The organism is Deinococcus humi (genome assembly GCF_014201875.1).
GTDB classification, from domain to species: Bacteria; Deinococcota; Deinococci; order Deinococcales; family Deinococcaceae; genus Deinococcus; species Deinococcus humi.
The window spans coordinates 40,367-59,720 of sequence record NZ_JACHFL010000008.1; the positions used below are offsets into that span (position 1 = coordinate 40,367).

General features: G+C 62.4%; 15 protein-coding genes. All 15 read right to left on the reverse strand.

Going from position 1 to position 19,354, the window contains the following annotated elements:
* Positions 1–89 precede the first annotated feature (89 nt).
* The 15 genes from HNQ08_RS15000 to HNQ08_RS15070 all read right to left on the reverse strand — a co-directional run bounded on the left by HNQ08_RS15000 (position 90) and on the right by HNQ08_RS15070 (position 19,352).
* Positions 90–1,412 carry an alginate O-acetyltransferase AlgX-related protein gene (locus HNQ08_RS15000; RefSeq protein ID WP_184133738.1) on the reverse strand — a complete coding sequence of 441 codons (1,323 nt, stop codon included), beginning with the start codon at positions 1,410–1,412 and terminating at the stop codon, positions 90–92.
* 127 nt (positions 1,413–1,539) lie between these two features.
* Entirely contained in the window at positions 1,540–4,062 is a 2,523-nt protein-coding gene (locus HNQ08_RS15005) for a hypothetical protein (protein ID WP_184133740.1), read from the reverse strand.
* Entirely contained in the window at positions 4,059–4,811 is a 753-nt protein-coding gene (locus tag HNQ08_RS15010) for a phage tail family protein (RefSeq protein ID WP_184133742.1), read from the reverse strand. The genes HNQ08_RS15005 and HNQ08_RS15010 overlap by 4 nt, the downstream gene beginning before the upstream one ends.
* Positions 4,808–7,126 (reverse strand): hypothetical protein, encoded by a 2,319-nt coding sequence (locus HNQ08_RS15015; RefSeq protein ID WP_184133744.1) that lies wholly within the window; start codon positions 7,124–7,126, stop codon positions 4,808–4,810. The genes HNQ08_RS15010 and HNQ08_RS15015 overlap by 4 nt, the downstream gene beginning before the upstream one ends.
* 410 nt (positions 7,127–7,536) lie before the next feature.
* On the reverse strand, positions 7,537–8,562 hold the full coding sequence (locus HNQ08_RS15020; protein ID WP_184133746.1) for a hypothetical protein: 1,026 nt from the start codon (positions 8,560–8,562) through the stop codon (positions 7,537–7,539).
* A 131-nt stretch (positions 8,563–8,693) separates the two neighbouring features.
* Entirely contained in the window at positions 8,694–14,945 is a 6,252-nt protein-coding gene (locus HNQ08_RS15025; protein ID WP_184133748.1) for a hypothetical protein, read from the reverse strand.
* Between the two features lie 170 nt (positions 14,946–15,115).
* The gene (locus HNQ08_RS15030; protein ID WP_184133751.1) at positions 15,116–15,640 is read right to left on the reverse strand and encodes a hypothetical protein; all 525 of its coding nucleotides are present in this window, start codon (positions 15,638–15,640) and stop codon (positions 15,116–15,118) included.
* Positions 15,641–15,717: 77 nt separating this feature from the next.
* Positions 15,718–16,683, reverse strand: coding sequence for a hypothetical protein (locus HNQ08_RS15035; protein WP_184133753.1), 966 nt, complete (start codon positions 16,681–16,683; stop codon positions 15,718–15,720).
* A complete protein-coding gene (locus tag HNQ08_RS15040; RefSeq protein ID WP_184133756.1) occupies positions 16,683–16,910 on the reverse strand; it encodes a hypothetical protein in 228 nt (75 codons plus the stop codon). Before HNQ08_RS15040 ends, HNQ08_RS15035 begins: the two co-directional genes overlap by 1 nt.
* The gene (locus HNQ08_RS15045; protein ID WP_184133759.1) at positions 16,907–17,356 is read right to left on the reverse strand and encodes a hypothetical protein; all 450 of its coding nucleotides are present in this window, start codon (positions 17,354–17,356) and stop codon (positions 16,907–16,909) included. The genes HNQ08_RS15040 and HNQ08_RS15045 overlap by 4 nt, the downstream gene beginning before the upstream one ends.
* On the reverse strand, positions 17,356–17,745 hold the full coding sequence (locus HNQ08_RS15050; RefSeq protein WP_184133762.1) for a hypothetical protein: 390 nt from the start codon (positions 17,743–17,745) through the stop codon (positions 17,356–17,358). Before HNQ08_RS15050 ends, HNQ08_RS15045 begins: the two co-directional genes overlap by 1 nt.
* Before the next feature lie 53 nt (positions 17,746–17,798).
* A complete protein-coding gene (locus HNQ08_RS15055; protein ID WP_184133764.1) occupies positions 17,799–18,128 on the reverse strand; it encodes a hypothetical protein in 330 nt (109 codons plus the stop codon).
* Entirely contained in the window at positions 18,128–18,520 is a 393-nt protein-coding gene (locus tag HNQ08_RS15060; RefSeq protein ID WP_184133767.1) for a hypothetical protein, read from the reverse strand. The genes HNQ08_RS15055 and HNQ08_RS15060 overlap by 1 nt, the downstream gene beginning before the upstream one ends.
* On the reverse strand, positions 18,517–18,675 hold the full coding sequence (locus HNQ08_RS15065) for a hypothetical protein (RefSeq protein ID WP_184133769.1): 159 nt from the start codon (positions 18,673–18,675) through the stop codon (positions 18,517–18,519). The genes HNQ08_RS15060 and HNQ08_RS15065 overlap by 4 nt, the downstream gene beginning before the upstream one ends.
* A complete protein-coding gene (locus HNQ08_RS15070; protein WP_184133772.1) occupies positions 18,672–19,352 on the reverse strand; it encodes an HlyD family secretion protein in 681 nt (226 codons plus the stop codon). The genes HNQ08_RS15065 and HNQ08_RS15070 overlap by 4 nt, the downstream gene beginning before the upstream one ends.
* Positions 19,353–19,354: the final 2 nt, after the last annotated feature.

A 19,354-nucleotide genomic window follows, 5' to 3' on the forward strand; every position in this document is an offset into this window, starting at 1 on the left:
CCATGTGAGAGGCAGATTTCGTCTTAGATCGGCCAAGTACACGCAGAGGTAGGCCGTCATCCTGTGGATTGTGCGTTTATAAAATTTTTCTAGTATTTATAGACAGCGATTTTCGCTGATCCCGAAGCTGTATCCGGAAAGCTTACGGTTATATTTTTCAGTTCGATAGAATTATCTAGCTCGATAGTAAACTCCTTAGCCGCCCTCCCTCTCTCTTTCGCCAGACGAACTTTTTGCATCTCTTTCCCGTCGCTGAGTACTATATCCATCGCCCTAGATTCGTAATTTCCAAGCGAAATCTTTATAAAATAGGATGAGCCGCGAAGCGACGGTGATGTGAAATCGATTGTGGAGCTACCACCTAGTTTTGGGATGCTGTGTTCCTCAAGAAGGACTGGATTTTCAGCTAAGAGGGGAAGAATTTGCCTTAAAGTAATTGGGCTGAACGAATTTGTAGAAATGTAGTCAATATATTGAGTAGGTATTTCCCAAATAATCAGTTTGGGCTCGATATCCTTGGGGTTATGGAAAGTATAATAGTCCAATATAGAGCTCATGGCTTCACCGCCATTGATTGCTATATTGGTTACAGATGCTCCAAGTGAGAGTTCGAGATATTGAGCGAGCCCCATTTTATAGCTATCTGCCGAGTAGCTACTCCCTGCAAGTAGCACAGGAAAATTATCATCCTCAAGCAAGCTTCCACCCGAAGTAATTTCAGTAGCCACTGTTGGGTAAGTTTCTATTAGTGGCTTCCAGTCAGTTTTGGGGCAATCCAATTTCACTCTCACATCCCAACCGAAACCATCACGACTCACGCTAGGCAGAGGTAGGAGCTTGAATGTCTTTGTTGATATTAGTTTGGTTAGCTCGGGCTTTTGCTCTTTTAGAATTTTCCCAACTGCATTTGCCGCTACTTTAGCCCCTTCTGGGCGCCAGTGACCATCTTGAAGGAAAAACAATCGGACGCCTGGATTCAAAGCCAACTCAGCATTGGCGGCTTCCATAAAGTTCACAGTTGTAACGCCATAGTTTTTCAAATCATCTACAGTAGCTTGATAGGCATTGAGCGTTTGGGCTTTAAAGTCGCCAGCATTAGCCTTGGAAAATATATTCCCATTGACTTCACCAGGATCTAAGGTGCCCGCTAGGGTAAATCCCGATCGTGGCACCGGAATGACCACTACTTCTGTACCCCTGGCCTTCAACATTTGAATAAGACGCTTAAAATATTCACTTGACGCCTTGGGCACAGTGTGCTTCCCCGTCTCAATTTGAACGGCACTCAGAATCTGACCATTGCTCCCAAAGTAGTACTGATTACGATCTGTAAAAGGTGCACACTCGGGACGCGCGGCACTGGCCATTGCACTCGTGGCAACGGCGAGTACCGTTAAATATTTGGTATACATCACGCAGATTATATCTGGACCGGACCTTCACATTTGGACGATAGCGCGAATAGGGGCTGGCCCAAGCGGCAAAGCCGGTCTGGTTGTCCATCGCCATCCAAGCTGGCCGATTCTGTGTGGGGTCAGGTCACAGCAATCCATGCCAGCGCATGATGCCCACGGCGTAACGCCGAGTCAGGAAGCCCGTCGCATACCACTCGCGGAGTTGCTGCGCTAGCCGTGCGTCAAACTGTGCAGGCCAGGACAGGTCTGGGGCAAAGGGCGGGACTTTGTGGTCTACCGCCGTTAGCCCTTTATTCCAGCCCTGCTCTAGCGTGGGCAAATAGAAGGAGCGCATAAAACGCGGTGTGGACCAATAGATGCTCATGATTGTGCGGGACATACCCGCCACTTCATCTCGAGTGAACACGCTGCCCGCCGTCTCCACGCACTCTTTAATGCCGCGCAATGTTCCCGAGACATGCCCGAAATCCTCTCCATATCCGATCAGGTTGGCGCTATTGCTCGTATACCCCGTCCATCCGCTCGTATACGGGTTGACCACTGGTGTGGTGGTGGTCCAGGCGAGATTCTGCCAGGTGCCTCGGCGCGTGTAGTGCCAAACGTGCACCCCGTCCATCACGTATAAATCCCGCTTGATCCGCCGCATGATGCCCAGCGCCTTGGTCATGAACCCAGTGGCCTCTGGCGTGGGACTAATGCCAAACCCCCGCGTTAGGCGGTAGGCCACGAACAGCGCGGCTGCCACGGTGGCGTCCATGTTGATCGGGCACTCGATCCCGCCCGGAATGTAGCTGTAGCCGTCGCGCATTCCACCTGTCGCCGCCGTGTTGAAGCGCATGAAGTAGCGCCCCTCACCTGCGAGCAGGCTGTTGTCGGTGTTGGTCGCATGCGTGCTGTCAGCGTATAGGTCATCCAGCGCGTGCAGAGATTCGAGGGCCAGGGTCTTGTAACTGGCGGCTTTGGCCGTCAGATCGGTGGGCGTGAACTGGCTCTGTTCCACCGCTTCCACCCACAGGAGGATCGGGTAGATCAGCAGCGCCTGGTGCAACGGATAATGGACCAGTACGCCGGGATGCGGGGGGCTGGCCAGCACGCGGGCGCTGTACATGTTGCCGTCCACCGAGGGTTGAAACGAGTCCGTTCCCCAGAGGGGCCGCGTGACCCCCATGAAGTCGGGGGTGACCGGGGAACGCCGATCATCGCGCAGCGCCAGCGCGGCATCAATCAGCGGAATGCTCCGGCGCAGCATGTCGAAATCGGTTGTGACCTTGAAGGCGTACACGTCGGACTGCACGTTCACCACGCCGAGGTCAAATACCCATTCATAGAGCCGCTGTGAGGCCGTGGGCAGCACATAGGGCTGCGTGGCGTACAGTTCGCGCCGCACGTCCTCTTCCCCGTAGCCCGCCCGCTGGCCCCGTGACACGGGATTGATCACCGAGGGATCGGCGGGAACAGACGCGGCAGGGAAGATCAGAACGCCGCCGACTTCGCTCTGTCCAGCAGCCTTCGTGAAGTTCAGGTTGAGCTGTATGCCAAAGGCCACGGCGTCTGCAGGCCAGGTGGCCTTGCTGGTGATCTCATAGATGCCGTAACCATCGCTGGTGGTCCCGACTTTGGGGGTGGTCGAGGACAGGCTGGCGATGGTTGCGCCTTCAGCGGAGCTGAGCAGCTCCTGACCTGCGCTGTTGATGACCGTGATGTAGATGTTATTCGAGTGCCCCGCCAGAAACTTGGCATACACCCAAACCTTCACCGGGCCTCGGTTGGCCGGAAGGGAGATGGGGTCGCGTAGGGTGTTCAGGGCGAGCCAGCCCCCGGGGGTGTTCAGGATGCTCTTGCCGCCCAGGGGGCCGGGGGTCCCTTGCACGGGCGGAGTCCAGTTTGCTCCTACATTGAATTTCAGGCCCGCCCCAAATAGGCCGAGATTCCCGCCGTCAGGGAGCATGTTCTCAGTGGCGAGTCTGCCAGCATAGGCAGGCGTGACTAGGGTGGTGACTGCCGTGCCCCAGTTGCTCGCGCCGCTGTTCTTGATGTAGATGTTGCCTGTGGCGGTATCGAAGCCCGTCTGTCCCACGGTGGCCGCCGCGAACTTGGCGTCCAGCAGTGTTTTGCTCGTGGCACTGACGCCTGTGGCCGAGAGAATCGCCAGAGCGTTGTAGGCGGCCTGCACATCAGCCTGAGCCTGCTCAAGATCGTCCAGCCCTAACTGAATCGCCGTCAACGTCTGCCCGTAGGTGTCATTCTGGTTGGCCAGCTCTTCCGCCACCGCAGCGAGGCTCAGCAGCTGCTCTGGTGTGGCCGCTACCGCCCGGCCCTGTGACAGCAACGTATTGATGTCCACGATGCCAGTAGAGGTTTCTATCGGAACGAAGGATAGCGAGGAAATTGGAGTCGAGCCCCGGTAAACGGTCAGGCGGTGCTCTGGCGGAATGAACCCCTCACCGGGCGCCGTCCCTGCTGCGCTGTAGGCCGTCCCGTCTGCCGCCTTCAGCTCCCCAGCGAGATTGATGATCCCGTCTGCGAAGCCGTTCCCCTGCCCCAGCCCGGCGGCTCCAGCAGCGCCGTATGGCGCCGTACTCTCAATGTGGACCCGGAGTGCCCCGGTGTAGCCAGCACGGTCATGCCGAAATTGATAGATGCTCACAAGTTCCCCTCCTGCCAGGTCATAGAAATCAGACTGCCCGGCGCGCTGACAGTCAGCAGCCGGTCCCCCGTCAGTAGGTACGGTTGCGGCCCAGAGAGCAGCCGGGAAATGTCCACCCCGTTCAGGGTCACGGCCCACTGACCGGGCCGGGCGTCCAGCACGAGGGTTTGACCCGCTGCAATGGTGCTCAGCACCGTGGTCAGTCCGGCGTCACTCAGGATGCTGGGGCTGACCACCGCACTGTTTCCTGCCTTGATCTCGATGCGCGGATAGACCGTCATCTGCCCGCTGATGCCGATGGGAACCGGAACGCCCGGCGTGACCGTCATGAAGCGCTCTGGAGCCAGCCAGAAGGGCACGCGGGCCGCGAACTGAGCTTCCACCTGCCCGCCGTTCTGCGCGCTGCCCCGAATGGTGCGCTTGACCCGCAGCGGGTGAACCAGCAGGGTTTCGAGGTTGCGCCGGATGAAGCGGGTCCGCAGGGCCGCGTACATCACCGTCCGCTGCAGGTCAAAGAGCGGCGCGTGGTCCTTGCCCAGTGTGCCCAGGGTCAGGCTGTACTCCCCACCGCGCAGCGCGTCCCCACCGACATAGATCCGGACCCCGGTTGCCCCCACGTCCTCAATGACCCCCACCGGCGTCACTTCGGGCAAGCCTTCCTCTTTGACGTACAGGGCCTGCTCGTCAGTGTTGCGCCAGCACACCAACAGGGGGCGCTGATCGGCGTCCAGCAGCGTACGCTCGATCATGGCTGCCCCGAACGGCGCACGGTGCGCTGAATGTCCTTGATGGCCCCGGCGATGGCTGAATCCGTTGTGCTGGGCAGCGGTGAGCCGCACACCACATCGATGCTGTCGTTGTCCAGGTTGACTTTCAGGCGTTGCACGTCCAGCAGCACATCCGGCCCGGTCAGGCCTTCAAAAGCCACCTTGCCCGCGGCGGGCAGGCGTTGCAGGGACCGTAGGTGCCCAGTCCATTCCCGCACAGGCTCAGCCCGGTAGCGCAGGAGTTCCGCGCCGTACACTTCCAGGTTGCCCAGTTGGGGCGTCTTGATTCGTAGATCCATGATGTTCTGCACCCCCAGCAAGAGCAATGTGTGTCCGGTCAGGTCCGGCGATGAGCCTGTGCCGTCCCAGCCCGCAGGCCCGCGCACGGCAAAGCGTTTCCAACCGTCTGCCGTGTCGTCGGCAGCCGTCAGGGCCGTGAAGGTGACGAAGGTGGTGGACCGTGCGCGCGCTTCCGTCGCCAGCCCCAGCGGCACGTTGTACTGGGCCGCATATGCCTGATCCAGCGCCAGTGCCCCAGAGCCGCCCGGCAGCACCCACGCGCCAGCCACCGCACCGCCTCCGGGCTTCGGTTTGACCTCGATACTGCTGCCATACGGCAGGGTCAGCAGGGTGTCGAATTCCAGACGCACGTTCCCGGTCTGCGCCATCTGATCTCGCAGGATGGTTAGCGGCGAGACTGCACCGATTGCCGTGCCACTCGTCAGGGGGTAGGGCAAGGTGGCCTGCGTGCTCCTCCCCGTGACGCCGCCCACCTTCGACGCCACCGTAATTTCGAGGCTGGGCTGATAATCGCCGCTGGGCAGCAGTTCCAGGTTGAAGCTGCGCAGGGTACTTCCTGGCGCGTCTCCTGACTCCAGATCGGCCTTCAGGCGCCCGCCCGGCAAGACCTCGATCACGCCCACCTTGATCCCGGCGTCCTTACGGTTGTTGAGGTAGCTGTTCTTGTATTGCAGGCGGGAAAGTCCTTCAGCTACGTCAATCGGCACGGTCAACAGGAAGCCCGCGCTGCCCTCCACAGGCGTCCAGGCGTCCCAGCCGGGCAGCCGCGGAGCGTCGGGGCCGCCGTAGTAATCCAGCACGTCCCCGGCTTCGTTCTTCCAGATGAAGGTCAGGGTTTCCCAGGGAGGAATGGACGGCTCAAAAGTCCCCGTGACAATCAGGGTCACGCGGCCCCGGTTGTCCACGATCTCCACCGCCTCGCTGCGCTGGAGCGGCTGGTCCGGGTAGAACTGGATGCGCTGCACCGCCGCGTCCCGGATGCCGGCCAGGTGCAGCGTTGGCACAGAGGCCGAACCCAGCCCGTAGAGGCCCACGAAGTCAATGGGCAAGGTGTTCAGGGCGCGGCTGGGGGCGTACACCACGTCAGGCCGTGCGGCGGCCTCGTTGCCCAGCAGGTCCAGCACATTGCCCGTCTGGGTCACGTCCACCGGCGCCAGGGCCTGACTGGGGATGGAGAAGGTCCGGGTCAGGCTGCCTGTGGACGCCGCATAAGGCTGATTGGCCCGGCCCAGCTCGCGCGCCGTGACCTGCGTGACGTGCCAGACCTCCGCCCCCATGCGGGTCACTTCCGGCTCGTTGCGCCCCTCGAAGTAGCCGGTATCTCCTGACGGATACTCGAAGCTGAAGCGGACGCAGTTCGCGTAGTTCTCGGTCCCGCCCGCTGGCATCTCAGCAGCGCCCCAGGGAAAGCGGTGGATCACGCCTATTTCCGGATCCACGCAGACGATAGCCCCACTGTGGTCCACCCCGATCAGGCGGCCCCCTAGCGCGGGCGTGATGGCCTGGATGGTGTCGCCCAGGAGTTCAAATGCGACGTCAGCCTCGAACACGGCGCCGGGCACCGCGGGGAGGGTGCTGATCCCGATCCCGGCAGGCAACACGGTCTTGCCCAGCACCGCGCCGAAGAAGGTGGGGAAGTCGCCGCTGGCCTTCCCGATCCAGCGGCAGGCTCTGACCTTCTCGTCCAGGCCGCGCGTCTGGATGACCCCCGCGCCCTCGCGCCAGGGTTCGCCCAGCACCTCCCCGGCATAGTCGGGCAACAGGCCAGGAATCAGGTGATCACCGGGCAGGCTCCAGTACAGACGCAGCCAGTCACCGTGCTGGAAAGCGGGTGGCAGATTCACGCGGAAGGAACCGCGCCCGGAGAACCCCCCGCGCTCGATCTCGTAGTTGCTGCCCGAGAGCATCACGGTCACGCTTTCCTGAACTGCCGTCTGTGGCCGGTGGATGACCGCGTAAGGCTCTGCCGCCCCGGGCCTGCTCAGGGTGAGTCTCACAGGGGCGTGCCCTGATCGTTAGTTCGGGTGGCAGCCTTTCCCACGAACTCAGGATCGGGTCGAGGGTGACACCCAAGAGGGACACACCGACCATGGTTTTAATCGACTGTTCGGGCGGGTGATCCTGGCCTGGGTCAGTTGCCTTCGGGTAGGTGTGCGGCTCCACGCACAGGTGCCTGTCAATGTGAAAGCTCATGGCCGAACGGCCATGAGCTTTGTGCGTTACGGTGCGGAACGACTCTGCAATGCCCTGCGCTGGAGGCTGACCGAGTTACCCTGCCTGATCAAGCTGCTGAAGACTCCATCTCGCGTACCAGATCCAACTTGAAGGAAAGATGTCCGGTACAGAGCTGTCATCTCACTTTGCCGACCTCGAATGTTTTGAGTCGCTTGAACAGCACGGTGGGACTTTAGAAGAACATCCCCTTGGTGTGGGTCTTGAGGACATCCATCGGCGGTGCGCTTCCGCCCCAACTGCCGCCGACGGCATACATCCCACTGGGCCGCAACCGGACGGTATTGGGCATGGGGACGCTGCGCATGATCGCCGTGGGATTGACCTGCTGGCGCGGCTCAATGACCTCAACGAGATTCCAGCCTTTCTTGAAGTCCAGGTCGTAGAGCGCACGAAATTCAAAACTCTGGGTCTCGCTGATCTGAACGGTACAGACCACATCCGTTTTCAACGTTCCAGCACGGTCTGCATAGGCGAATTTTAGCGGCCGATCCGGCTGGTCGAGGGTCACAACGGCCAAATTGATGTGTCCCGAAATGGTGTCACCGTCGATCTCCGTCTCTGTTTCAAGGAGCAAGCGGACTTCAGGATCAGACATGATTGAGGTGCCCTTGCAGGAGTCAGGCAGAGCTGCCACGTCGCCCAGGCGTTGGAGCAGCGGGGACAGGGACAGCTTGGCCGCATCCACCTCTGGAAAGGTAAAACTCAGGTTTGGTGCCACCGTGGTTTGTGCCAGCAGGGTGTACTTCGCCACCTGGTTTTCCACATGCCGGCCGATCAAATCCAGTTTCTGTCCTGCGGCATCTTGGTCCGCAAAAATATACTGACCCACCCCCTGAGAGAGTCGGATGTCACCCTTAGGAAGCTTGGCACTGGGCACCGGTGAATAGCTGAGTGTCACTGTTTTGTCCGCGTCCAGCTGGATGGTTTGGGGAGCAGGCGTGACAAAGCTGTTGACAGCAGCACCCTCGACTTTGAGCACCGTGTCTTTGGGGAGAGCCGCAAAGGTTTTGCTTCCACCGAGTGCTCCAGTGAATTCAACTTTGTTCGTGGTGGTGTTGGTCACCGTGACGGGAGCGCTGACCGCTCCAGTGACGGTGACCGTCAGTGAAAAGGTGGGGGCAGGAACAACGGGCGTGGGAACCGAATCGGTACACGCCGTCAAAAGAAGACCAAACGGCAAAAGGGCATAGAGCTTCATACAGAGCTTAAGATACTCATTCTCTGACGACCGCGGTTGTAAAAATGCGCACTCCCGACAGCTGTTGGCGTGCTTGCCCATGGTTCAACCGCAAGGAGCGTGAATCAGAGTGACCTCTGCGCCCATCTGCCTCACAGGCCCGCCAGTTGCTGCCGCACGGTGCTGTTGGGGCGCACGTCCGCGTAGGAGACGGCGTAGGTGGTCTGGAACTGGGATTCACGCAGCGCTGCCGTATTGCCGTTCAGCGCAGCGGTGTTGGCATTCAGGGCGTTGGGCAGATAGGTGTTCAGTGCGGCCACCAGCGGCCCCAATTCCAGTTGCAACTGGGCCGAGATGCCCGGCAGTTGCGCCCCGATCTGCGCGATGGCCTGCGTGGGGTCCATCCCGGCGTCCAGCTTGGCTTTCAGGGCGTCCAGGAAGGGTTGCAGCTTGTCCAGCGCTGCCTGCACGAAAAACCCGTTGATGACGGCAGATTCGATCTTGCCCCGCACATCGTCATACAGGGCCTGTAAGGGACTCTGACCACTGAGCAGCGCCCTAACGCCAGAGCGGATGCTGTCAGAGAAGGTAGAGGAGAACGATTCCCCCGCATCGCCCAGCTCGTCGCTGAGGATTTTCCCAGCTTCCACCAAGCCGTCCATCTCACTCTTCAGACCACGCACACCCTCGCGGAAGTCGGCCACAGCGGCGCGGATGTTCTCAGTGTTCCCAGTGCGGAAGGCGGCGATCAAGTTCTGAACCAACGGCCCGATCACGCCCGCGACAGTGGCACTGCTGAGGAACGCTTCGGTGAGCCCCTGTAGGGCAGCGTTTTTCAAGTTGGTCAGGATGGACTTCTCCAGAATGGAGCTATCGTTCTTGGCCACCGCTTCCGCCAACCCGCTGCCCACACCATTCACAACGGCGTTCTCGAAGCTGAGGGCCATCTGCTTGCCCACCTCATCGATCTGCTCGGTGACCACCGTCTTCTGCCAGAACAGGAAGCCCGTGGTAGTGGACGTGGTTTTGCGGGTACCGTAGCCGTCCCCGTTATCGAAGCGGAACTGCTTGCTGTAGTCCATCGTCTTCTTCAGCTCGGCACGGGCTTCCTCGGCCTGGCGGGTAAAGAAGGTGAAGATGCTGGTCAGCGCCTGGATCGCGGCCCCGATGTAATCCCCCCTGGCAATGGCGGTGGCAAAGCTCACCACGTCGTTGACCATGCGGCCCAGCGAATCGCCCCAGGCGTCTGCCACTTCACCCGACATCCCACCGAGCGCCTGGAAAGCAGAGGTCACGAGGGGAATGGCACGCCGGGCATAGTCGGCGAATTCGTTGATTTTCGCCGTCATCTTCTCGATGCCCTGCTCTTTGGCGGCCACCCCATTGAGCTTTTGCAGGCTGGCAATCAGCGCATCGATCTCCACCACCGCTGCGCCCGGCTCGGTTCGCATCTGCTGGAGCTTGCGGATCAGCCCGTCATACGGCAGCTCAGCCTCTTTGCGGACCTTGGCCAGGGCCGCCGTCACGTCTGCGGAGACGCTGCCCAGGCTGTCGAATCCCCGAATCGCGTCGTCGATCACGGCGATCAGGTTCTGTGCCGCCTCGCCGCCGATTCCTTCCAGCTGGGCACGCAGGAGCGCGAAATCCTGCCGGGCCTCTCCCGCCGTGCTGGCCCCACTCTGGAGGCGGTCAAACACGCTCTGGAGGTTGACCGCGATGGGGTCCAGCTGCTCGTCCAGAGTGGCGATGTTCGCGCTCTCCAGCGTGCCGTGCAGGTCTTCCCAGGCGGCCGTGACCTTCTTGATCTGGTCCGGCAGCAGATCCGTCTTGGCCAGCAAGGCGTCCATTTCCTCGCGGCTGAGGGTCATGACCGTCTCGATCACCGCTTCCAGGTCAATGAAAGCGTCCTGGGCATTCTCGGAACGCTGGCCGATCCCGCGCACCTCGTCATCGGTGAGAAACGTCTGCTCGCCGGTGTTCACGTCCACACCCACGCCGCCGAACTCGCGCAGGCTGGCGTCAATCGCTTCGGCGCTGCTCTGGATCTGGCCTCGGATCAGGCGGGCGAGGTCTGATTCTCCAAAGCCACGGGCTACCAGATCGGCCAGGATGCCGCCCAGCTCTTTCGGGTCAATCCCCACCATGGCCTCAAGCAGTCTGTCCGCCTCGCCAGGGGCCAGCGTGCCCTGAGAGGCATCGTCGGGGCGGGCATTGTTGAGCAGGCCCTTCCCTGGCCCGCTGGTGGCGTCAGAGCCCCCCGCACCCTTCTCAAATTCCCCGTAGACGGCAGCCCAAGCGGTGTAGAGTCGTTCGGCTTCATCTGCCCCCAGACCGGTCTGAGAGATCAACTTGTCCAACTCGGAGAGGGAGAACTGCCCGATGTCCTGGATGACGCTTTCCAGGTTCAGATACGCCTCGGTAGCGTTCTCGGCAGGCACGCCAATCCCCCGCACTTCGTTGTCCGTCTGGAACCGTGGCCCGTTGGCATCTGTGACCATCTGTGCCAGATCGTCGAAGTTCATCGTGACGATCTGCCCGCGAATGAGCTGCGCCAGGTCAGACTCGCCGAATCCCTTGGCCACCAGTCCGGCAAGGATGCCGCCCAATTCCTCGGGGTCCATGCCGATCATGGCCGCCGCCAGGCGTTCAGCCTCACCCTGGGCAAGAGTGCCCTGTGAGGCGTCATTGGTGGCCGCTTCCCGCACCACACCCCGGCCCTGCAGGTTGTCGCCCACCTGCACGTCTCGCGCACCGCTCAGGTCCTTGACGATGTTCAGCAGCGTCTGCACCTGAACAGCGCTGAGCTGCCCAGCCGTGCCCATTTCCTGAATGCTCTGGGTCCAGGCATCCACCACACTGGGGTCAGTCAGCTCATCTCTCAGCGCCACGATCCGGGCAAAAAGCGTGTCGTACTGGGCGCGGGTGTCGGGTAGCTTCTGAGCCGTGTTCACCAGATCCCGCCCGCCGAGGTTCAGCTTCTCCAGGCTGTCCAGCGCGGCGTTCCCGGCCCGAGTTCCCTCATCCAGGCTCTTGGTTACAGCATCCTGAGCGGTTTTGACCTGCCCCAGACGAGTGATGCGCGCCTGCTCGACAGTGGCGCGGTAGTCCGCCTGGGCCTTGTCGCGCAGGGCTTGCTCGTTCGGCTTGCCGGCGGCGTCTTCGTAGGCCAGCCTGCGGGTGGCCTGGGCGATCTGCTGGGCGCGGTCAAACTCGGCCTGAGACGATTTCCTGACCAGTTCCAGTTGCCGCTGGGCATCCCCCTCCGCGTTGCGGAATTCCTCATCGGCCAGGAGCTTCAAGCGTCCGGCAGTCGCCTTGGCTGAATCGATCTTCAGGCCGGCCAGCTCTGCCGCCAGCTGCTTCTGTTCCTCAGCAGCCGTCTTGCTCGCACCCCGTTCAGCACGTCGCTGCTCGCCCCGGGCCACGGTGCCCGCTTCCTTCTCGACACGATAAGCCTCGGCGACAGCAGCCCGGCGGGCCTTCTCGATCTCGGCGCCATTGGCCCCTTCCACCTTCAAGCGTTCGGCAGCGGCATCATTCGCAGCCCGGACGGCCTGTTCGCGCACCCGGCGGGCAATCAGGGCCTCGGCAGCCAGGATCTGCGGTCCACTGGAGTCAATGACCTGCGCCCGCTTCCCAGCATCGTCCTCTGCCAGGTCAAGTGCCTCTGCCTGCGCACGCTTGAGAGAATCCAGACCGCGCCGTGCCTCAGCCTCGCGCCCTGCAGCGGCATCACGGGCAATCCCGGCCATGACCTGCGCGCGGGCCACCTCATCCTGTTTCTCTTTTTCGGAGAGCTGCTGCCTGGACTGATAGGCGGCGCGCTCAGCGTCCAGCACAGCCGCCTGGGCCTTGCCCTGCTCAGCAAAGGCCAGCACCCTGCCACGCACCGCCTCACGCTCGGCAGCGGTACCGCTCTTGTTGACGCGCTCCTGTTCCTTGATGAGCAGCAGGGCTTCCCGGCTGTAGTTGTTGAAGTCGGCTTGCGTGGCAATGTAGGCGTCGGTGGTCTTTTTCGCGCCGCTCATGGCCGTCTGGGCAGCTTTCACGGCGTCTGCCGCACTCAGGCTGCTCTTGGCAAACTTCTCGGAGGCCGCCTGGGCAGCGATCAGGCTGTTGGCAAGGGCAACATTGTCTTTGTCGGACTGCAAAGCCTTCTGAGCCGTCTCAATCGCCTTGAGCCGCTTCAGCGCCTCGGCATACTGCTGGGCAGTGAAGGGGCCGCCCTGATCGGTGGTGTCGGCAGGCGAGGCGGGTGGCTTGACGGTAGGCACGTTGGCTGGCGTCCCTGCCTTGGGCTGCCCAGTGACGGGCGTGTTCCCGTTCAGGTAGGCCAGCAGCTCTGTGGCTGCCACGTAGCCCGTGACCTTGCCCAGCCGGTTGATGTCCACCGTCCCTACCGGGTCCTTGCCGCCAGACTCCTGATAGCTCACCCGATTGTTGCCGCGCACCTGCCCATTGCCGATGTACGTCCCGACATGGTTCTGCCCGCCATCCACGTAGAACACGGTGTCGCCGACCTTCAAGTCCGCGAAGGTCTTGTAATCGCGCGTCAGCCCAGCCGCCTGGAAGTTGCCGTAAGCAGACCGGGCCGTGGGGGTCTTGCTGGTCTTGCCGTTGGCGTCAGTGTAAATCTCCGGATTGCTCTGGAACAGCTTGTTCAACTGGTTGCGGAACTCCGGGGCGGCATCCCCCAGTTCATCCCGCACCCAGCGCAGGCAGTAATCCACGAAGTTGTCGGCCAACTTGTCGCCGCGTTGCTTGAACGCCTGTTCGAAGATGGAAGCGCTGAACTCATTCAGGGTGCTGGGGTCAATCGTTGGGGCACGGCCAGCGATGCCGGCGCGGGCGTCTGCTGCGCGCTGACCTGCCGCGTCCGCATTGCCTTCCAGCGTCTCCACCACAGCCGTGATCCCAAAACGGTCCTTGAACCACTGGGGCAGCTTGGCGGTCATCTTCTCGATGGCGTCGGTCATTCTGTCGGTGAGCTGTTCGGCCAGCCCGGCCACGCCAGCCACGATGGAATCCCGCAGGTTTTCACCGAAGACGCGGCCCCGTTCCTTGGCGGTGTCTGCCAGCTTGAACAGCGCCGTGCGGATGGAAGTGCCCAGCCCTTCCAGAATCTCATTGATCCTGTCCCAGGCCTTGCTGACGGTCTCGCTAAAGGTGCCCCACGCGCCGCGCCAGTCGCCATGGATCAGCGCGCGGATGCTGGTGAAGATCCCGCTGATGAAGTCGAAGCCCTCTTTCAGGAAGCTCAGGGCGCCTGTGACGGCGTACTCCACCACCGGGGCCAGAGCGTCCCAGACAGGCTTGAGGACGTTCTGCCACAGGTCAGCGATCAGCTTGAACGTTTCTCCGATCAACCGGCCCGCGGACTCGATCAGCGGCGGGATGTAGCGCCAGACCCGCTCGGCAACCGGACGAATCTGCTCGAAGGCGGGCAGGAGCACCCGCTCGGCGAAGTCGGTGATGCCGCCCCAGGCATCCAGCAGACCGCGCTTCATTTCTTCTGCAACAGGCTTCAGCTGGGACAGGCCGCGGCCAAGCTGCGGGTACTTGTCGGTCAGCACCTTGAGGGCGTCCCCGCCCTGCTGGTAGGCGCGAATGCCCTCGATCACGGTGTTGGTCAGGTCTGCCGTTGCCTGCTTGTAGCGAATGACGATAGGCATCGTGATCTCGCCCAGGGCACGGCTGAGGTTGTCGCTGGCGAGCTTGGAGGCCTGCTGGGACTTGACGTAATCGTTCTGGATCTCGCCCAGGGCTTCCACCTCGACGCCGGTGGCCTTCGTCACCAGATTGGCCAGGGCCTGTGCGCGCTCCACATCGGTCAGGGCGTCGGCAGTCTTATCCAGGCTGGCCGCGTACTTGTCCAGTGCTGGCCCCAGGTTTTCAGCGATGCCGATGCTGTTAAGGGCGGCTGAGAGGCCCGTCACCGCCGCGTCCCCAATCCGGTCAAAGCCCTCGGAAGCCGTGCGCCCAAAGGCCACCGCAGACGCCGCAGCCCCAGTCATGACCTGTTCGAGCTGGCCCATGTCGCGGAAGCCCGCCCGGATCAGGGTGGTCATGCTGCCCTGGACTTCCTGCACGGAGAGGCCGAACTTATCTGCCAGGCGCTGGGCCGCCCCTCCGGCCTCGTCCACGCTCACGCCGAACCGGGCCAGGGTCAGCTGGAAGACACGGGTGTCGGTGGCAGCCTTGTTGGCGGCGTCGGCCCAGTCCTCGAGCTGGTTCACCATGCCGTTCACGGCGCTGGTCACCTGTTGAACGATCTGCAGGCCCTGGTTCAGGCCGAGCAGCTTGTTTGTCAGTCCGCTGATACCACCAGTCAGGCCAGCGATCCCGGCGGCACCGGAGACGCTGGCCTGGATGTTCAGGAGGATCGTTTCGACAATGCCGGCCACGAGTCAAGAATCGGGGGGAGGGTGACACCCCAGCCCACGCCTACCTCTTCGACTCCGCCATCTTCCGCGCGTGCAGGGTGTCCAGCACCGCGTCTGCCCCAGCCCACAGCATCACGGCCTGATCGAACACCACGCAGTCCAGCGGCAGTGCCCGCCTCAGTTCGACGTACTCACTTGGCCTTCCCCCGTACTTTTCCGCCAGAGCGCTCAGCGGACCCGCGTTCAGATACAGGAAACGTCCGGGCAGCGTCCTTCTCGGCCTCACCCGCCTGCGGGCTGCTGAAGGTATCGATCTGCCCCGCGAGGTACGAGTAATCCGGCCCCAGACCCAGGTCCGGTGCTTCCAGGCTGCCGCCGTACAGGGCAACCAGGGTATCCAAGTCAGGACGGATCAGGGCCGTGCGGATCAGGGCGCGCTTCATCTCGCGCTCAATGTCCAGCATCACTTCCGGCGGCAGTTCGCCGCGGTTGCGGGCCGGACCGTCCCCCTTCTGCATCTCGCCTGCTGCGATCTGGGCGAAGGACTGCGAGACCTCACGCAGGGCGGGCAGGCTCAGGGCCGTTCGCATGCCATCGTTGCGAATGGCTTCCACGTCCAGCTTACGGATGATCACCTCCAGCCCAGTCATGGGCAGGGTGACGGCGAGGGTGGCGCCAGGGAAGGACTCCAGGGGGTGCGGCTTCGTTTGATCCATGTTGAAAGTGTCGGGTGGGCAGTGACACCCAAGAAAAAGCCCCGCACATGGCGGGGTCTGTAAGGGAAGGATGCGGGTTAGGGCGCGACAACAGGCACGTTCACCGTCACGGGCGCGGTGCCGAGGTTCTTGCTCATGGCGTCGAAGTCCACCGTGATCCGTCCCAGGCCAGTGGGCGGGTTGTCTGCCGTGATCTCGCTGTTCGGGAAGGTGAACTTGATCTCGTCCGTGCCCAGTGTGAACCCTGCTTCAACCGTCTGCGTGGGGCGCAGGCCCGTGCTGGCGTCCGGTGTGGCCAGGGAGATCAGGCCCAGCAGGGTCTGCGTGCTCACGCCCGCGCCGCTCTCCGACAGGGTAAAGCGCAGTCGGGCGGTCAGCTGGCCGTCCAGCTCCCAGCCCAGGATATTCATCTTCTTGTCGTCATCCTTGCCCTGCGCACCGTCCGCCGCCACCATGCCCTGCGTGATCTCGATGCTGCCCGATTCAGGCGCAACCTTGACCCCACCGATGGTCACCCAGAAGTGCAGGAACTGCAGGATGCCCGTCGCGGCCAGGGGTGGGAAGGTGGGTGGCGTACCCATCGGGGCTACCCACGCCGTGTTCAGCGTCACCGACACGTCTGCGTTCTGACGGTTCGGGATGTTGATGGTCAGCGCCGAGACCTGGGCGGCCTGAAACACGCTGTTCTTCAGCGGGTGCTTCTGCCAGACCATCAGGGGCTGTCCAGGGGCCAGCGCCGCATAGCTGTTGGCGCGCGGCGTGATCAGGCCCGCGCCGTCCGGTGCGGCCAGCAGCGTGGTCAGCAGCAGCGGCAGATCGCGCAGGGTGGCGGTGGCCTGAATGGTCTTGTTGCCAGATTCGATGCCCTGGATGAACTTCTGCGTGCCGAAGCGGGTGCCAGTGGCCACCTGATCTTCAGTCTCGGTGTACTTCGGGAAGGGATCGGCGAACTGGGTGACGCGCAGCGCAATGGTGGGCGCGGCGGGCACCGTCGTGTTGTCGGTCATCAGCGCGAGGCCAATAATGCCCTGGTTTCCTTGCATTACTTGCCATCCTTCCCGGTCTTAGCGGGCTTTTGCACGGTGCTCTCGGCTTCGGAGGCGCTGGCTTCGTCCTCTTTGGGCGCGTGGTAGATCTTGAACCGCTTGTCGTCGGCGAACGCCTTTTCCTGATCCTCGCTATAGGCGGTCAGGGGCTTCCCAGCCTCAGCCAGCCCCAGGCCTGGGTAGATGCCGGGTTCCTCGCCGTCTTTGAGTACAAACTGTTTCATTCCGGTTCTCCTGTGCTCTGCAAGTCGTATTCGACGATCAATTCCACGATGGCGACGTAATACTCCTCGATGAGGTTCGGCTGCTCCTGCTCCAGATAGACGGCCGTGTTCCCAGCCCCGGCGCCCGCCACGCAGTAAGTGAACACCGCGCGCTGACACGCCTGCATCATGCTCAGCCGACGCCGGAGCACCTTGCGGGCATCGGCCTCGGTCCTGGGGAACTGCATCACGCAGCTGACCAGCACCGGCACGCGGATGACGGTGGACCGGGACAGGTCCGCCACCCCTTCCGGCGACTCGATGCCCTCAGTGGTGATGAAGATCTGCTTCCCGCTGACGTCCGCCTTCAGCTCTCCCTCAATGGGTTCGCGGGCCTCGACGGTATAGCCGGTCAGGGACTGCACCAGCTCTGCCTTCAGGGCGTCGATAAAGCCGAGGACGCCCATCAGCGCATCGCCTGCCGGATGGTCTGGCGCAGGAACTGCGGGTACTTCTTGCGGGTGGCATCCAGCGCGTCCCTGGCCCAGCGGCGTTCAGGCAGCACCACGCGCATGGCCGTGCGCCAGCCCACACCGGGAATGAAGAAGCGCAATCGCTGGGCCTTCTTCGGCACGATCACCGCGCCCCGGTCATGCACCCAACCGTAGAAGGCCATGCCCAGCGACAGCTCGCCGCCGTTCGGTTTGGCCTTGAGGTAGGTACGGATCGAACGCAGCAGCCGTCCAGAGCGGACGCGCAAGCCATTCGGGCCGCCCTTGCTGGCGTTGCGCCGGGCCTCGTCGCGCAAGAAGTCACGCGCCGTGTTCAGGGCACGGTACGCGGCATCCTCGGGCATCTTCTCCAGCCGCTTGACGGACCTGGGGACCTGGATGGAAGCAGAATTCCTGGTCATGGTTCATACCCGGAGGTGTCAGCTTCTGCCCGCACGTACAACTTCCAGATGCCCGCCTGCTTATCAATCCCATTCCGGAGGATCCGGAAGCTCTGCAGGCGGTCCGGCTCCACGTCCACCGTCACCAGCGCGTTGTCCACCAGATCAGCCGGCGGATTGCCCAGTGCAACATAGACGGGGATGGTGTGCGTGGCGTTATCGCTGACCACCCCGCCGGGCCTGCCGCTAACGCCAAGAGCCAGCGGATTCAACTTCGGCGGGCCAGCTTTAATGACCGCACCCGAAGGCGTGGTCAGCTGGCGGAACGGGCGAGCATCGACCGACACTAGAAGACCGCCTCAACAGGGGCGCTGCCGCTGGGCACCTGGCCCCACTCCTCAGCCGTGCTGGGCAGCAGATGCAGGATCCCAGCCAGGGCGTCCATCTGCCGCTGCTTGGCCTTGAGGCTCTGGAGCTTGCGGTCAATCCGGGCAGCCAGCCCAGAATTGACCTCGTACTCCGTGTTTTCCTCGATCAGCCGCGCCGCTGTGGCCCAGGGCCGGACGTGAAACTGCACCCCCTCCATGCTCGGCGGGCCGTCATGGATTCCATCCACCGATAGCGCACGGGTAAGTGTGGCTGGATCAGTGGCCCCGCCATAGTTGCTGCCCAGCGCGTCTTTCAGATGCGTCAGGGCGTCAGCTTCCGACAGAGGGAACTCAGGGGCAGTCAGGGTCACTTCAGGGCCTGCCTTTTCCCTGTATCTGCGCGAACCACGACACGCGGATTGGGCAGAGTCACCGGACGGACCGTGAGAGCGGTCAGGACCTCAGCGCGCGGGTCAGGCGCCTGCGCGAGCATGTTCACGCTTTCAGCGCAGCGGACGGTGCTCATTTCAGGGCCGCCTCAATGGCCATCAGGGTCTTCTTGCCAATGCCCTGAACGTTCTCCACAGGCGACTTCTCAGCGCCGTCTAGCTTGACCAGTCCGGCCCTGACCTTCTCCAGCGAGTCGAACCCGCTTTCCAGCAGCAGGTCCCGCATGGGGAAGTCCTCAGGCAGAGGGGTGCTGCTGGTCACAGCCTCAATCTGCTGAGAGGCAGCGTTCAAGGCTGCCGTGTTGGCATCCAGAGCGGCCCGCGACTGGTCCAGCTTGAGGAAGCTGATCTCGCTGTCTGCCTCTTCCAACTTCTGCTTCAGGTCAACGCACTCGGCTTCCAGCTCGGAGACACGAGAGGTCAAGGTGGAAACTTTGGCCTCCTGCGCGTCAGAGTAGGCCGCATAGCCGTCGCGGGTCTTCTCGTGCTGCTGCTGCTCGTGGGCGAAGTCGGCGCGGGCCTGGTCCAGATCAGCCTTCAGGCTTGCGTTCGCGTCCAGCAGCTGCTGAACGTCCGCGCCCTCTGCCTCATCAGCTTCAGGCTCACCCGTGTACTCCGGTGCGCCGCTCACCAGCGCCACCCACAGCGGCACTTCCAGGAACGGACGTTCCGCCGTGGCCCGGAAAGGGCCGAAGCCCTTGCCGTCACGCCGATACGTCTGTCCCAGCGCCGTGACTTTCACGGTATCGCTCATGG

What these genes read in the sequence shown, in the direction of transcription:
- HNQ08_RS15000 (WP_184133738.1), bottom strand. Translation starts at nt 1,412, where the DNA reads ATGTATACCAAATATTTAACGGTACTCGCCGTTGCCACGAGTGCAATG.
- HNQ08_RS15010 (WP_184133742.1), bottom strand. Translation starts at nt 4,811, where the DNA reads ATGATCGAGCGTACGCTGCTGGACGCCGATCAGCGCCCCCTGTTGGTG.
- HNQ08_RS15020 (WP_184133746.1), bottom strand. Translation starts at nt 8,562, where the DNA reads ATGAAGCTCTATGCCCTTTTGCCGTTTGGTCTTCTTTTGACGGCGTGT.
- HNQ08_RS15030 (WP_184133751.1), bottom strand. Translation starts at nt 15,640, where the DNA reads ATGGATCAAACGAAGCCGCACCCCCTGGAGTCCTTCCCTGGCGCCACC.
- HNQ08_RS15035 (WP_184133753.1), bottom strand. Translation starts at nt 16,683, where the DNA reads ATGCAAGGAAACCAGGGCATTATTGGCCTCGCGCTGATGACCGACAAC.
- HNQ08_RS15040 (WP_184133756.1), bottom strand. Translation starts at nt 16,910, where the DNA reads ATGAAACAGTTTGTACTCAAAGACGGCGAGGAACCCGGCATCTACCCA.
- HNQ08_RS15045 (WP_184133759.1), bottom strand. Translation starts at nt 17,356, where the DNA reads ATGGGCGTCCTCGGCTTTATCGACGCCCTGAAGGCAGAGCTGGTGCAG.
- HNQ08_RS15050 (WP_184133762.1), bottom strand. Translation starts at nt 17,745, where the DNA reads ATGCCCGAGGATGCCGCGTACCGTGCCCTGAACACGGCGCGTGACTTC.
- HNQ08_RS15065 (WP_184133769.1), bottom strand. Translation starts at nt 18,675, where the DNA reads ATGAGCACCGTCCGCTGCGCTGAAAGCGTGAACATGCTCGCGCAGGCG.
- HNQ08_RS15070 (WP_184133772.1), bottom strand. Translation starts at nt 19,352, where the DNA reads ATGAGCGATACCGTGAAAGTCACGGCGCTGGGACAGACGTATCGGCGT.